The 14,085-nt window shown below is 70.7% G+C and carries 14 protein-coding genes; 8 read left to right on the top strand and 6 right to left on the bottom strand.

Annotated features, from left to right (window positions below; translation table 11 throughout):
- Window positions 1-30: 30 nt before the first annotated feature.
- Window positions 31-1,686 carry a glucose-6-phosphate isomerase gene (gene pgi / locus GGQ63_RS20405; protein WP_183858467.1) on the bottom strand — a complete coding sequence of 552 codons (1,656 nt, stop codon included), beginning with the start codon at window positions 1,684-1,686 and terminating at the stop codon, window positions 31-33.
- Window positions 1,687-1,892: 206 nt separating this feature from the next.
- Between pgi and GGQ63_RS20400 the strand changes: the two genes are divergently transcribed.
- Complete coding sequence (locus GGQ63_RS20400; RefSeq protein WP_183858466.1) at window positions 1,893-3,188, top strand: ROK family protein; 1,296 nt, start codon at window positions 1,893-1,895, stop codon at window positions 3,186-3,188.
- A gap of 10 nt (window positions 3,189-3,198) precedes the next feature.
- Here the strand turns inward: GGQ63_RS20400 and GGQ63_RS20395 are convergent, their stop codons facing one another.
- Entirely contained in the window at window positions 3,199-4,356 is a 1,158-nt protein-coding gene (locus tag GGQ63_RS20395; RefSeq protein WP_183858465.1) for an aminotransferase class I/II-fold pyridoxal phosphate-dependent enzyme, read from the bottom strand.
- 133 nt (window positions 4,357-4,489) lie between these two features.
- Between GGQ63_RS20395 and GGQ63_RS20390 the strand changes: the two genes are divergently transcribed.
- From GGQ63_RS20390 to aat, 6 genes are all read left to right on the top strand, one after another.
- Entirely contained in the window at window positions 4,490-5,881 is a 1,392-nt protein-coding gene (locus tag GGQ63_RS20390; RefSeq protein WP_246429906.1) for a M48 family metalloprotease, read from the top strand.
- 47 nt (window positions 5,882-5,928) lie between these two features.
- Window positions 5,929-6,687: a DsbA family protein gene (locus GGQ63_RS20385; RefSeq protein ID WP_183858463.1), complete on the top strand. Its 759-nt coding sequence runs from the start codon at window positions 5,929-5,931 to the stop codon at window positions 6,685-6,687.
- A gap of 126 nt (window positions 6,688-6,813) precedes the next feature.
- Window positions 6,814-7,254: a type II 3-dehydroquinate dehydratase gene (gene aroQ / locus GGQ63_RS20380; RefSeq protein ID WP_183858462.1), complete on the top strand. Its 441-nt coding sequence runs from the start codon at window positions 6,814-6,816 to the stop codon at window positions 7,252-7,254.
- A gap of 36 nt (window positions 7,255-7,290) precedes the next feature.
- Window positions 7,291-7,779, top strand: coding sequence for an acetyl-CoA carboxylase biotin carboxyl carrier protein (accB, locus tag GGQ63_RS20375; protein WP_183858461.1), 489 nt, complete (start codon window positions 7,291-7,293; stop codon window positions 7,777-7,779).
- Between the two features lie 14 nt (window positions 7,780-7,793).
- Window positions 7,794-9,137, top strand: coding sequence for an acetyl-CoA carboxylase biotin carboxylase subunit (gene accC, locus GGQ63_RS20370; protein WP_183858460.1), 1,344 nt, complete (start codon window positions 7,794-7,796; stop codon window positions 9,135-9,137).
- A 439-nt stretch (window positions 9,138-9,576) separates the two neighbouring features.
- Complete coding sequence (gene aat, locus GGQ63_RS20365) at window positions 9,577-10,245, top strand: leucyl/phenylalanyl-tRNA--protein transferase (RefSeq protein ID WP_183858504.1); 669 nt, start codon at window positions 9,577-9,579, stop codon at window positions 10,243-10,245.
- Here the strand turns inward: aat and GGQ63_RS20360 are convergent.
- On the bottom strand, window positions 10,185-10,598 hold the full coding sequence (locus tag GGQ63_RS20360) for a DUF2155 domain-containing protein (RefSeq protein WP_183858505.1): 414 nt from the start codon (window positions 10,596-10,598) through the stop codon (window positions 10,185-10,187). The two genes, aat and GGQ63_RS20360, sit on opposite strands and share 61 nt — an antisense overlap.
- Before the next feature lie 307 nt (window positions 10,599-10,905).
- Between GGQ63_RS20360 and GGQ63_RS20355 the strand changes: the two genes are divergently transcribed.
- A complete protein-coding gene (locus tag GGQ63_RS20355) occupies window positions 10,906-11,508 on the top strand; it encodes a GNAT family N-acetyltransferase (RefSeq protein ID WP_183858459.1) in 603 nt (200 codons plus the stop codon).
- A gap of 7 nt (window positions 11,509-11,515) precedes the next feature.
- On the opposite strand, the gene GGQ63_RS20350 is transcribed toward GGQ63_RS20355, so the two are convergent.
- The 3 genes from GGQ63_RS20350 to GGQ63_RS20340 all read right to left on the bottom strand — a co-directional run bounded on the left by GGQ63_RS20350 (window position 11,516) and on the right by GGQ63_RS20340 (window position 13,994).
- A complete protein-coding gene (locus GGQ63_RS20350) occupies window positions 11,516-12,196 on the bottom strand; it encodes a cyclic nucleotide-binding domain-containing protein (RefSeq protein WP_183858458.1) in 681 nt (226 codons plus the stop codon).
- 14 nt (window positions 12,197-12,210) lie between these two features.
- On the bottom strand, window positions 12,211-13,317 hold the full coding sequence (locus GGQ63_RS20345) for a nucleotidyltransferase family protein (RefSeq protein WP_183858457.1): 1,107 nt from the start codon (window positions 13,315-13,317) through the stop codon (window positions 12,211-12,213).
- An 83-nt stretch (window positions 13,318-13,400) separates the two neighbouring features.
- The gene (locus tag GGQ63_RS20340) at window positions 13,401-13,994 is read right to left on the bottom strand and encodes a TetR/AcrR family transcriptional regulator (protein ID WP_183858456.1); all 594 of its coding nucleotides are present in this window, start codon (window positions 13,992-13,994) and stop codon (window positions 13,401-13,403) included.
- Window positions 13,995-14,085: the final 91 nt, after the last annotated feature.

Below are 14,085 nucleotides of genomic sequence, written 5' to 3'. Positions count from 1 at the left end.
GATGCCTCGGCAACCGCATCCGGCGGGTTGTCAGCCCTTCCGCGCGCGGATCGCGGCGACGAGACCGGCGGTCGAGGCGTCGCGGCCGGCCGCATCGGCCTTCCCCTCCACCATCGGCAGCAATTCGATGGCGAGCTCCTTGCCGAGCTCGACGCCCCACTGATCGTAGGAATTGACGCCCCAGATCGCGCCCTGGACGAGCACTTTATGTTCGTAGAGCGCGATCAGCCGGCCGAGCGCATAGGGGTCCAGCCTGTCGTAGAGGAAGAGATTGGACGGCCGGTTGCCGGGGAAGGTCTTGTGCAGCGCCAGCCGCTCGACCTCGCCGGGCGCCTTGCCGCTCGAGGCGAGCTGGGCGCGCGCCTCCTCGGTGGTGCGGCCGCGCATCAGCGCCTCGGCCTGCGCGAGGCAGTTGGCGACGAGCAGGTCGTGATGGGTCGGATCGGCCTCGTGGCCGTGCGCGGCGACGAGGAAATCGGCCGGGATGACGTCGGTGCCCTGATGCAGGAGCTGGTAGAAAGCGTGCTGGCCATTGGTCCCCGGCTCGCCCCAGACGAGCGGCCCGGTGGCGGTCGGAACCGGACGGCCGTCGAGCGTCACCCGCTTGCCGTTCGATTCCATGTCGAGCTGCTGCAGATAGGCCGCGAAGCGCTCGAGCCTCTGGTCGTAGGGCAGCACCGCATGGGCGGGGAAGCCGAGCACGTTGCGGTACCAGATCCCGACGAGCGCCATCAGGACCGGGATGTTGCGGTCGAGCGGGGCGTCACGGAAATGATGGTCGATCGCGCGGGCGCCGGCGAGGAAGGACCGGAAGCGCTCGGCGCCGATCGCGATCATCACCGGCAGGCCGATCGCCGACCAGACCGAATAGCGCCCCCCCACCCAGTCCCAGAAGCCGAAGGCGCGGCGGGTGTCGATGCCGAAGGCGGCGACCTTGTCGAGCGCCGTCGACATCGCCGCGAAATGATCGCCGACCGCCGCCTCGCCGACCGCCTCGACGATCCAGGCCCGCGCGGTGCGGGCGTTCGTCATCGTCTCGATCGTGGTGAAGGTCTTCGAGGCGACGAGGAACAGCGTGCGGGCCGGATCGAGCCCGGCGAGCGTGTCGGCGATATGGGCGCCGTCGACATTCGAGACGAAATGCAGCCGCGGCCCGTCGCGATAGGGGCTCAGCGCCCGCGTGACCATGGCCGGGCCGAGATCGGAGCCGCCGATGCCGATATTGACCACGTCGGTGAAGCGCCCGCCGGTGCCGGCGATCGCTCCGGAGCGGACCCCCTCGGCGAAGTCGCTCATCGCGGCGAGCACGGCCGCGACATCCTCGACGACGTTCTTTCCGTCGACGAGATAGGTCTCGTCCGCCGCGGCACGAAGCGCGACGTGCAGCACGGGGCGGTTCTCGGTGACGTTGATCCGCTCGCCGGCGAACATCGCGGCGCGCCGCTCCTCGACGCCGGCGACGCGGGCGAGATCGAGCAGCGCGACGAGCGCGGCGGCGTCGATGCGGTTCTTCGAATAGTCGAAGATGAGGTCCTCGAAGGACACGGAGAAGCGGCCGAAGCGGCCGGGATCGGCCGCGAACATCGCCCGCATCGTCTCGGCCTCGAGCCGGGTCCGATGCGCGGCGAGCTTTTCGAAGGCGGCCGCGACGGCGATCGCGCGCTCGGCGGTCCTGGCGACGGTCATGACGCTTTCCTCGCTTCTCATCGAGATCGGCCGGATCCCGTCAGCGATACGCCGCCGCGGCCGGCGAGACAAGGGCGGGGCCGCCCGCAAGGCCCGGCCAACGGGCGAAAACGCCTTACGGATGCAACCGCTTACCGTTTAGTCCGATGAAATGTCTTGGGAAGCGGGCCGCCCCTTGCTAAGCGTGCTGCAAGGGAGAGAACCGCGTGCAGAACAAAGCCGACACCGAGCTCGTACGCCGGCAGAATCGGGGGTTGGTGCTCGCCGCACTGCGCCGCTCGGGACCGCTCGCGCGCGTCGAACTCGGCGAGGAGACCGGGCTCAGCCCGGCGACGATCTCGGCGATCACCGGCGACCTGATCGCCGAGCACGTCGTCGTCACCGCCGAAGGCGAGGAGCGCAGTCCGCGGAGCGCCGGCCGCGGCCGGCCTCGCGTCGCGCTCGCGCTCAATCCCGAGGCCGCCTATGTGCTCGGCGTCAACATCGTGCACAACCACGTCACGCTCGTGCTCGCCGATTTCGCCGGCCGCGCCCGCGACCGCACCCAGCTGACGATCGACACCTATCACGCCGACCGCGAGGCGTTCGGCCCGACGCTCGGCGAGGCGCTGCGCAGCTATCTCGCCGTCCAGGGCGTCGAGCGCGAGCGGATCGCCGAGGTCTCGATCGCCGCCCAGGGCGTGATCGATGCGAGCACCGGCCGGATCCTGTGGAGCCCCGCCTTCGCGCAGGGCGACGTGCCGGTCTCCGGCCCGGTGAGCGAGGCGCTCGGCATCCCCTCGACCATATCGAACGATGTCGACCGGGTCGCGCAGGCGCTCAACTGGCAGGACCCGAAGCGATTCGGCGGCACCTTCGCGGTGATCTTCATCGCGCACGGCGTCGGCATGGGCATGTTCATCGAGGGCAAGCCGTTCGGCGGCGCGTTCGGCGCCGGCGCCGAGTTCGGCCATGTCAACCACATCCCCGGCGGCGCGCTCTGCCGCTGCGGCCGGCACGGCTGTCTCGAGGCCTATGTCGCCGACTATGCGATCTACCGCACGCTCGAGAACCTGCCGCCCGACCTGCCGCCGACCGAGATCAATCCGGAGCCGGAGGCGATGCGCCGCTTCGAGGAGCGGGCCAAGGCCGGCGACGAGCGCGCCCGCCTCGCCTACCGCCAGGCGGGCCTCGCGCTCGGCTACGGTCTCGCGCGGCTGATCGCGATCATCAATCCGGAGCGGGTGGTGTTGACCGGCAGCGGCCTCGGCGCCTTCGGGCTGATGGAAGACGGCTTCAATGTCGGCCTCGAGGAGGGCCTCGTGCCGGATCTGCGCCGGCTGACGCGGATCGAGATGATGCCGGCCGATTTCGATCTCGTCGATGTCGGGATTCTGGCGAGCGCGCTGCAGCGGCTCGACCGCGAGGTGTTCGCCGCCTCGGACCACCGGCCGGTGCCGAAACCGTCGCGCCGGAGCGGCTGGCCGCTGCGGCCCGCCGCGCCGACGCTGGTCGGCCGCTGAGCCGCGCCCTTCAGCGCAGCCAGGTCTCGATCCGGTCCATCGCCTCGACCATGTCGGCGGTGGTGCCGGCGAAGGAGAAGCGGATGAAGGCATGGCCGCGCTTCTGGTCGAAATCGAGCCCCGGCGTCGCGGCGACGCCGGCTTCCGCGAGCATGCGGCGGGCGAATTCGGCCGAATCGTTCGAGAAGCGCCGCACCGAGGCGTAGACATAGAAGGCGCCGTCGACCGGGAAGATGTCCTCGAAGCCGATCGAGGGCAGCCGGTCGATCAGCACCAGCCGGTTGGCGGCGTAGCTCGCCTTGATCGCCTCCAGTTCCTCGGTGGCGTCGAAGGCGGCGATCGCCGCACGCTGCGAGAGGTCGGGCGCGGAGATGTAGAAGTTCTGGGCGAGCCGCTCGACCGGCCGCACCAGATCGTCGGGCAGCACCATCCAGCCGACGCGCCAGCCGGTCATGCAGTAATATTTCGAGAACGAGTTGATGACGATCGCCTGCGGCGACAGCTTCAGGGCCGTCTCCGCCACGCCGTCATAGACGAGGCCGTGATAGATCTCGTCCGAGACGAAGCGGATGCCGAGATCGTCGGCCGCGGCGACGAGCGCGGCGAGCGCCTCCGGCGTCATCATCGTCCCGGTCGGATTGGCCGGGCTCGCGATGATCACGCCGGCGAGCGGCGCCGCGCGATGCGCCGCGGCGAGCATCTCGGGCGTCAGCGCGTGCCGGTCCGCCGCATGGGTCTCGATCTCGACCGGCACGAGGCCGAGCGCCTTCAGGATGTTGCGATAGGCGGGATAGCCGGGCGCGGTGAGCGCGACGCGGTCGCCCGCATCGAAGGCGGCGAGGAAGGAGAGGTTGAAGGCGCCCGACGAGCCGGTCGTCACCGCGATCCGGCCGATCGGCACCTCGACGCCGTGCGTTTCCGCATAATAGCGGGCGATCCGCTGCCGCAGCGGCCGCGCGCCGAGCGCCTCGGTATAGCCGATCCGGCCGCCCCCGAGCGCCGCCCGTGCCGCCTCGCGCACCGCGAACGGCGGCGCCGCACCCGGCTCGCCCACTTCCATGTGCACGACGCGGGCGCCGGCCGCCTCGCGATCCGCCGCGGCGGTCATCACGTCCATCACGATGAAGGGGTCGATCGCGCTCCGCCGCGAGGCTCCGGGCTTCACCATGACCTTGTCCCTTCAGCGAGTTGTGACCGCGGCCGGTCTTGCGGCCGCCCCAATTCCCCGGCAAGGAAGCGCGGGAACGTGCCGCCGCTTCTACCCGCGAGGGGAGCCGGCGGGAAGTGCGAGGGGGAGAGGTTTGCTCCGTTCCGCCTGTCGAAGGATCGGCCGCGCCGCGCTGACGGCGCTCGTCGCCGGGGCGCTCGCCGCCTCGGCCGGGACGGCCGCGCTCGCCCAGCAGGCCGGCCGCTCGATCGTGCGCGACGCCGAGACCGAGGCGCTGCTGCAGGATTACCTGCGGCCGATCTTCAAGGCCGCCGGCATCCGCTCCGGCTCGGTCGAGGTGCTCCTGATCCCCGACCCGTCCTTCAACGCCTTCGTGGCGAACGGCCGCCAGATGTTCGTCAATACCGGCGCGATCATCGATTCGAAGGTGCCGAACGAGCTGATCGGCGTGCTCGCGCACGAAACCGGCCATCTCGCCGGCGGCCATCTCGCCCGGCTGCGCGAACAGCTCGAGCGGGCGAAGACGCTCGCCCTCATCGGCGGGCTCGCCGGCATGGCGGTGTCGGTCGGCGGGGCGATCGGCGGCTCGGCCGACACGGCGCGTGCCGGCATGGGGCTCGGCGCCGGCGTCGGCGAGATCGCCCGGCGCAATCTCCTCGCCTATGCCCGCTCCGAGGAATATGCCGCCGACCAGTCGGCGCTCCAGTATCTCGCCGCCACGGGCCAGTCCGCCGCCGGCATGCTCACCACCTTCCGCCGCTTCGCCGAGGACACGATGTTCCTGTCGCGGCGGGTCGACCCCTATGCGCAGAGCCATCCGATGCCGACCGAGCGCATCGACCAGATCGAGGCGGCCGCTAAGGCGAGCCCGAGCTGGGGCGCCAGGGATTCGGCGCAGCTGATCGCCCGCCACGATCTCGTGCGGGCAAAGCTCGTCGGCTTCACCGAGCAGCCGCAGCTCGCCATGCGGCGCTATCCGATGACCGACCGCAGCCTGCCCGCCCGCTACGCCCGCGCCGTCGTCGCCTATCGGCTCGGCAATGCGGCGGATGCGCTGCGCCAGGTCGACGGGCTGATCAAGGCCTCGCCGAACTTCCCCTATTTCCACGAGCTGAAGGGCCAGATCCTGCTCGAGACCGGCCGGCCGCGCGAGGCCGTGCCGCCGCTGCGCAAGGCCGTCTCGCTCGCCTCCTCCTCCGGCCTGCTCAAGGTCCTGCTCGGCCACGCCCTCGTCGAGACCGGCGACCCGAAGAATGTCGACGAGGCGGTGAAGAACCTCACCGTCGGCCTGCAGGCGGATCCGAATTTCTCGATCGGCTATCGCCAGCTGGCGCGGGCCTATGCGATGCGCGGCGACACGGCGCTCGCCGAGCTCGCCACCGCGCAGGGCGATTTCGTCGAGGGCGAGATCAAGGACGCCAAGATGCACGCCCAGCGCGCCCAGAACGGCCTGAAGCGCGGTTCGCCCGGCTGGTTGCGTGCCGACGACATCCTGACCTATCAGCCGCCGCCGAAGACCCGGTAGGCGCCCGACTCAACGCCGCCGGACGAACGAAGGAGCCCGAACCCGCCATGTCGAGACTGCGCTTTGTGGCGGCCCTCGCCGCCTTCGTTCCGCTCGCGCTCGCCGCCGCGCCCTCCCTTGCGCTGAGCGGGACCGACAAGCAGGAGGTCGAGGCGATCGTCCGCGACTACATCCTGCAGAACCCGGAGATCATCCAGCAGGCGATGGCCGAGCTCGACAAGCGCCGCGTCGCGGCCGAGCAGGCCGAGCGCAAGTCCGGCATCGACCAGAACGCCAAGGCGATCTTCGACTCGCCGCGCCAGGTCGTGCTCGGCAACCCGAAGGGCGACGTCACGCTGGTCGAGTTCTTCGACTACAATTGCGGCTATTGCCGCCACGCCTATTCCGACCTGCGCCGGCTGATGGACGAGGATCCGAAGCTGCGCGTCGTGCTCAAGGAATTCCCGGTGCTCGGACCGGGCTCGGGCGAGGCGGCGCAGGTCGCCGTGGCCGTCAACGAGATCGCGCCGGAGAAATACGGCGCGTTCCACGATGCGCTGATCACCGGCCGTGGTCAGGCCGACGGTGCCCGGGCGCTGGCGGCCGCGAAGAGCGTCGGCCTCGACGAGGCGGACGTCCGCAAGGCGATGCAGACCGCCCTCGTCAACGACACGCTCACCGAGGTCTACGGCCTCGCCGAGCGGCTCGGCATCAACGGCACGCCCTCCTATGTGGTGGGCGACGAGGTGGTGGTCGGCGCCGTCGGCTACGACCAGTTGAAGAAGCGGATCGACTCCGTGCGGGCCTGCGGCTCCACCACCTGCTGAGGCGGAGATTCCCGAAGGGAAGCCGCGCCCGCGCCGCGGGGCTTCCCCTTTCCGGGGCGAGCACTTATAACCGGCCGACTTTTTCGATCGTCGCAGCGCTCTCCGGAGCCAGAGCCGGCCTTACGCATGTCGATCCCGGTCTTCGTCCTCAACGGTCCCAATCTCAACATGCTCGGCCGCCGCGAGCCGGGCATCTATGGCACCAGCACGCTCGCCGAGATCGGTGCGCAGGCGCGCGAGGCGGGCGAGCGGCTCGGCCTTTCGGTCGACTTCCGGCAGTCGAATCACGAGGGCCAGCTGGTCGACTGGATCCACGAGGCCTTCGAGGCGGCGAAGGGCATCGTGATCAATCCCGGCGCCTACACCCACACCTCGATCGCGCTGCACGACGCGCTGCGCGCCGTGGCGCTGCCGACGATCGAACTCCATCTTTCGAACGTATTTGCCCGCGAAGCCTTCCGGCACCATTCCTACGTGTCGCCGGCGGCGACGGGCGTCATCTGCGGCTTCGGGCCGCGCGGCTATGTCCTCGCGCTCGAGGCGATCCGCCCGCTCGTCGCGTCCTGACGGCGCCGGAGCGGACGACAGGAAAGAACGGACCGAATGACGACCAAGAAGAACGGTGAGAAATCCTCGATCGACCAGGAGCTGATCCGGGAGCTCGCGCTGCTTCTCGCCGAGACCGATCTCACCGAAATCGAGGTCGAACACCAGGATCTGCGCATCCGCGTAGCGCGCAACGTCACCATCGCCCCGGCCGCCGTCCATGTCGCGGCGCCGGTCGCCGCCGCCGCACCGGTGGCAGCGGCCGCCGCCGCCCCGGCCCCTCCCGCCGCTCCCGCCTATGGCGCCGGCCATCCGGGCGCCGTCCCCTCGCCGATGGTCGGCACCGCCTATCGCGCCCCCGAGCCCGGCGCACGGCCCTTCGTCGAGATCGGCCAGGTGGTGCGCGAGGGGCAGACCCTCCTCATCGTCGAGGCGATGAAGACGATGAACCAGATTCCCTCGCCGCGCGCCGGCACGGTGAAGGCGCTGCTGATCGAGGACGGCCAGCCGGTCGAATATGGCGAGACGCTCGCCATCGTCGAGTGAGCGGTCCGGCGCCGATGTTCAACAAGATCCTGATCGCCAATCGCGGCGAGATCGCGCTGCGGGTGCTGCGGGCCTGCAAGGAGCTCGGCATCCAGACCGTCGCGGTGCATTCGACGGCGGACGCCGACGCCATGCACGTCCGGCTCGCCGACGAGAGCGTCTGCATCGGCCCGCCGCCGGCACGCGACAGCTATCTCAACATCCCGCAGCTCCTCGCCGCCTGCGAGATCACCGGCGCCGAGGCCGTCCATCCGGGCTATGGCTTCCTGTCGGAGAACGCCCGCTTCGCCGAAATCCTCGAAGCGCACGGCGTGACCTTCATCGGCCCGAAGGCCGAGCATATCCGCACCATGGGCGACAAGATCGAGGCGAAGCGCACCGCGCAGCGGCTCGGCATCCCGGTCGTGCCGGGCTCGGAAGGCGGTGTCTCGAACGATGCGGACGCGCACCGGATCGCCGCGGAGATCGGCTTCCCGGTGATCATCAAGGCCTCCGCCGGCGGCGGCGGCCGTGGCATGAAGGTGGCGCGGAACGGCGACGAGCTGTCGGTGGCGCTCGCCACCGCTCGCTCCGAGGCGAAGGCCGCCTTCGGCGACGACGCCGTCTATATCGAGAAATACCTGCAGAAGCCGCGCCATATCGAGATCCAGGTGCTCGGCGACGGCAAGGGCAATGCCGTCCATCTCGGCGAGCGCGACTGCTCGCTGCAGCGCCGCCACCAGAAGGTCTGGGAGGAGGCGGGCTCGCCCGCCCTCAACGCCGAGGAGCGCGACCGGATCGGCGGCGTGGTCGCCAAGGCGATGGCGGAGATGGGCTATTCGGGCGCGGGGACGATCGAGTTCCTCTACGAGAACGGCGAGTTCTACTTCATCGAGATGAACACCCGCCTGCAGGTCGAGCATCCGGTGACCGAGGCGATCACCGGCATCGATCTCGTCAACGAGCAGATCCGCGTCGCCGCCGGCAGCGGCCTCTCCTTCACCCAGAAGGACGTCCGCTTCCAGGGCCACGCCATCGAGTGCCGCATCAATGCCGAGGACCCGCGCACCTTCGCGCCCTCGCCGGGCACCATTTCCTATTACCATCCGCCGGGCGGCCTCGGCGTGCGGATCGATTCCGGCGTCTATCAGGGCTATCGGATCCCGCCCTATTACGACAGCCTGATCGGCAAGCTGATCGTGCACGGCCGCAACCGCGTCGAATGCATGATGCGGCTGCGCCGCGCGCTCGACGAGTTCATCGTCGACGGCATCAAGACGACGATTCCGCTGTTCCGCCAGCTCGTCGACGACCCCGACATCGCCGACGGCCGCTACGACATCCACTGGCTGGAAAAGAAGCTCGCCGCCCCGGCGTGAGGGAAGAAAGAGCCCTCACCCTGCCCTCTCCCGCGGCGCGGGAGAGGGTCCCGGCCGGCGTGCCGGGTTCTTCCACCGACCGCCTTCCGCCTGGCAACGGCGCACAGACGGCGCCGCCCCCTCCCTCTCCCGCTGGCGGGAGAGGGCTTCCGGCCTTGGCGTCGCAGGACGCCGAAGACGTCCGAGACGCGTAGGCCGGAAGGGTGAGGGTGCTCTGCGGCAACCAAGAGAAGGCCCTCACCCCGGCCCTCTCCCGCGGCGCGGGAGAGGGGGAACGCCGTCCGTGGCGCCGGGTTCTTCCACCGACCGCCTTCCGCCTGGCAACGGCGCACAGCCGGCGCCGCACCCTCTCCCGCGGCGCGGGAGAGGGTCCCGGCCGGCGTGCTACCGCGGCCGCGCGCCCTCTTCCCCGGCGGAAGCGGGCGTGCCATCGTCGGGCATGGGCCGCCGCGACGAACGCGATTTCGACATCACCCCGCAGGTTCTCCTCAAGGCCTATGCGGTGGGCATCTTCCCCATGGCCGAATCGGCCGAGGATCCGGGGCTCTACTGGATCGAGCCGGAGAGCCGGGGCGTGCTGCCGCTCGATCAGTTCCACCTGCCGCGCCGGCTCGCCCGCACGGTACGCGCGGAACCCTTCGAGATCCGCATCGACAGCGATTTCGCGGGCGTCATCGACGGCTGCGCCGGCGGCGGCCCGGAGCGGCCGAAGACCTGGATCAACGCCCGCATCCGCAAGGTCTATGGCGAGCTCTTCGCGCTCGGCCACTGCCACACGGTCGAATGCTGGCAGGACGGCCGCCTGGTCGGCGGTCTCTATGGCGTGCGGCTCGGCGGGGCGTTCTTCGGCGAGAGCATGTTCTCGACCGCCCGCGATGCCTCGAAGGTGGCGCTCGTCCATCTCGTCGCCCGGCTGAAGGCAGGCGGCTTCCGCCTCCTCGACACCCAGTTCACCACCGAGCATCTGAAGCGATTCGGCGCGATCGACCTGTCCCGGCGGGAATATCAGCGCCGGCTCGACCAGGCGCTGCGGGTCGAGGGCGACTTCTACCGCTTGGGCGGTGCGACCGTCGACGAGCTCTTGCAGTTGGTCAGCCACACGTCATAGACGGGATGGTCGACGGCGTTGAGGCCGGGGCTGTCGGCGAACATCCAGCCGTTGAAGATCTGCCTGACCTTGCGGTTGAGCGTGATCTCGTCGACCTCGACGAAGGCGTCGGTGCGCGGCGGCTCGGAAGGCGGGCGCGAATAGCAGACCCGCGGCGTCACCTGCAGCGCGCCGAACTGCACCGTCTCGTCGATATAGACGTCGAAGGTGATGATCCGGCCGGTGATCTTGTCGAGGCCGGCGAAGACGGCGACCGGATTGGCGATCCGCTCGGCGGCAGCCGGCGAGAGGGCGGCGGCGAGGACCGCCGTCGCGGCGGCCCCGACGAGCCGCAGGCGTTTCGCAAACTTCATCTCGAACCGCTGGTATTCCCCGGAAGGCAGGATGGCGCTGTCTAACACGCGATTCCGGCGCCGGAAAGGCGGAGCCGGAGGCGCGTGTGCGGTCGCCGCTGTGACGCCGTTCACTGCCCGGCCCGGCGGGGCGGCCTAAGCTCGATCCGCAACGAGCCCGGATCCCCCCGATGACCCTCGCCGCCCTCGCTCATCTCGTCGCCTTCGCCGCCGGCGCGGCCCTGTGCGCGCTTCTTCTCTTCGGCGCCGCCGGCATTCGGACCGGCCGGCCCGCACTCACCCGTCTTCCCCGCCATGGAGGCCGCCGATGACCACCGTCGCCGCCTCGATCTTCAGGACCGCCATGCCGGGCACCCGCTATGACGGCGACTGGTCGGACGATTTCGACCCCGTCCACTACAGCCGGACCGTCCTCGTCTATTACGGCCTTCCCGAGGCCCGCATCCGCAACGTGACGCCCGCCGATTTTCCCGAACTCGCGACGCTGCAGGTGCGCGCCCTGCTCGGCGCGAGCCGCGAGACGCTCGGGGCGCTCACCATCAAGCGCTATGTCGAGCGCTATCTGCGGCAGACCTTCGCGCTCTGCCGGCAGCGCAATTTCTTCGTCGCCGAGATCGGCGAGCGGCTCGTCGCCTCGGGCGGCTGGACGCGGGTCGGCACCGGCGCGCTGCCCTGCGCGGTCGGCTTCTTCGTCGCGCCGGAGCAGCAGAAGCGCGGCTTCGGCCGCAGCCTCCTCGCCGTCGCCGAGGCGACGGCGCATCACGCCGCGGTCGGCTCGCTCGCCGCCTTCGCGCCCCGCGACGCGGCGCGGCTGTTCCAGAAGGCCGGATGGCGGAGCGGCATCGTCACGCCGGTCGATCTCGGCCAGGGCACGACGATCGACCTCGTCGCGCTCAACAAGACGCTGTGAGGCCGGCTCAGGCCTCGCGGACCGCCGAGCGGTGGACGAGCAGGCGATGGCCGTCGACCGACAGCTTGCCCTCCTTGATGAGGGCGCGGATCTGCTTGTTGACCGCCTCGCGGCTGGCGCCGAGCAACTGCGCCAGCGTGCCCTGGGTCAGATCGAGCTCGACCACCGCCATGTCCTTCTCGATCCGGCCATGGATCAGCGCGAGCTGGCGCAGCAGCACGAGCAACCGCTGCCGCAGATCCTGGAACACCGCGCGGTTGACCTGCTCATTGGTCTGCCGCAGTCGCTCGCAGAGGCTGAGGATGATCTCCATCTGGATGCCGGAGGAGGAATCGAGCAGGTTGAGGAAGGGCTGGCGCGGCACGAAGACGACCGTCGCGGCGGTCAATGTGGCGGCGCCGGCGCTGCGCGGCAGCCCGTCGAGCAGCGCGATCTCGCCGATGATCTCGCCCTCCTCGAACAGCTGGATGGTGATCTCCCGGCCGTCATCGGCGGTGAGGAAGATGCGGATGATGCCGTCGACGACGCAATAGAGCCCGTCCGACTCGTCACCCTGATGGAACAGGATGTGCTCGGCCGGATAGCTCGAGACGCGCGTGATCTGCGCGAGCCGATGAAGGTCCGCCTTGTCGAGCCCGCCGAAGAAACTCGTCCGCGCGAGCGCCGCCGCGATATCCGCCGTCTGCACGCCGCGCCCCTCGTTCAGACTGTCCGCTTCGAAGCGATAGCATTGCCGGGGCTCGAAGGCGAGACGGCAGGGCGGCGCGGCGTGCGCGTCAGCAGGAAGCGGAACGCCGCGCGCCGCCAGCCGGGCGCCGCGGCATCCTCGGCCGCCGGCTCGGCGATCGCGCCGGGATCGAGCAGCCGCCGCGCGAGCTGGGTGTAGCGGCTGTGGCCGAGCGCCGCGGCGAGCGCGGCGGGCTGGCGATCGCCGAAGACGCGGGCCGAAAGGTCGAGCGCGGCGACGATCGCGGTGCGGGCGCCCGTCTTCTCGGCGAGCCGGTCGAGCGCCAGTTCCTCGAGGGCGCTGCGCACGCCGCGGGCGGCCTGCAGCACGTCGACGAGCTGGATCAGCCGCCCGAACGGACCATCGACGGTCGCGGTCACCGCCGCGACCGCGAGCAGGCGCGCCGGCCGTTCCGCCGCGGTCGGCCCCTCCTCGCCGGCGATCGCCGCATAGTCGAGCGTCACGTGCCGGCGCAGCCGCGGCGAGGGCACCAGGTCGCCGAGCAGGCGGACGCCGACCGAGGGTTCGGCCGCGTGCGTCCAGAAGCGATCGAGCCGCTCCCATCCCTTCTGATAGGGCGCGATGCCGAAGCCGAGATCGGAGAGCTCGTGCTCGACCGCCTTGATCACGCCCTTCGGCAGGAGAAGGCGGATTTCGTCGTGCGGCCGCAGCACCGGGTCCGCATAGAGGCGGCGGGCGAACACCGTGCCGCCGACCGGCACGGCCGGCAGCCGGTGGGCGCGCAGGCGCGCGACGAGGATGCCGGCGTGCTTGCGCAGCCGTGCCGCACGCTCCGCCGCTTCGGCCGCCTGCGCCCGCAACGGCGCGCAGAGGGCGACGACCTCCGGCTCACGGCGCGCCGCGAGATGGCGCAGCACCAGGGGCGCAACGCCATGCGCATCGGCCCGGGCGAGCAGATCGGCGAGATCATCCGGTCCGAGCGGCGCCAGCACGCCGCCACCGGCGGGAACGGCCGGATCGGCGAGCCGCGCCAGCTGCAGAAAGCGCGATCGCGGCAAGGTGGCGGCGCTCTCGGCCGTCGCCCCGCCCGTCGCCCCTTGCATCGCCCGATCCGCCGCCATGCCCGTCGCTCCGCCGGCCCGGCGCGACCCTGCGCCAAGCGCCGGCACGACGCAAGACGGCGGCGCAAAGACGGCGGCGCGCCTCAGGGCGGCCCCGCGGCGATGACGCGCGACACGAGCAGGCGGCCGAGCGCGCGCGGATCGCCGGGACCGACGAGCGCGAGCTTCGAGCCGACGGCGAGCGTCGAGATGCCGTGCAGCCCGGCCCACATGGCGACGATGGCACGGCGCCGCTCGAGCACCGGCCAGGCCGTCATCAAGGGCTCGAGCGCGGCGACCGCGATGCCGATCAGCCGGTCGAGCCGCGCGCCGTACCAGTCCGGCAGCGCCGTGCCGGCCGGCAGCCGGTGCTCGAAGAGCACCCCCCAGGCGAAGGGCTCGGCCTCGATCCGGTCGAAATAGGCCTCGACCAGTGCCGCCGCCCGCTCCATGGGTGGACAGGCCGCAGCCGCGGCGAGCGCTTCGGCCATGCGGTCGAGGGTCTCGGCGTTCAGCCGCAGCACCAGTTCGTCGAGATTGGCGAAAAGATTGTAGAGCGTGCCGGGGGCATAGCCGATGCGCTCCGCGACACGGCGTACCGTGAGGCCGCGCAGCCCCTCCTCGGCGACGAGGCGGCGTGCCGCATCGAGCGCCAGCCGGCGCAGCTCGTCCGGCGAATGATCGTTGCGTCGCGCCATGCTCTCTCCCGCCCCGCAATGCGCCCCGACGCGCGTCGTAGCACATATTGAACGCCGTTCAAAACTCTGCTAGGAGAGAAATTGAACATCG

This window comes from Prosthecomicrobium pneumaticum (genome assembly GCF_014199915.1).
Taxonomy (GTDB): Bacteria; Pseudomonadota; Alphaproteobacteria; order Rhizobiales; family Kaistiaceae; genus Prosthecomicrobium; species Prosthecomicrobium pneumaticum.
The sequence above is the reverse complement of the archived record's forward strand: the minus strand, read 5'-3'. Positions and strand labels throughout refer to the sequence as shown.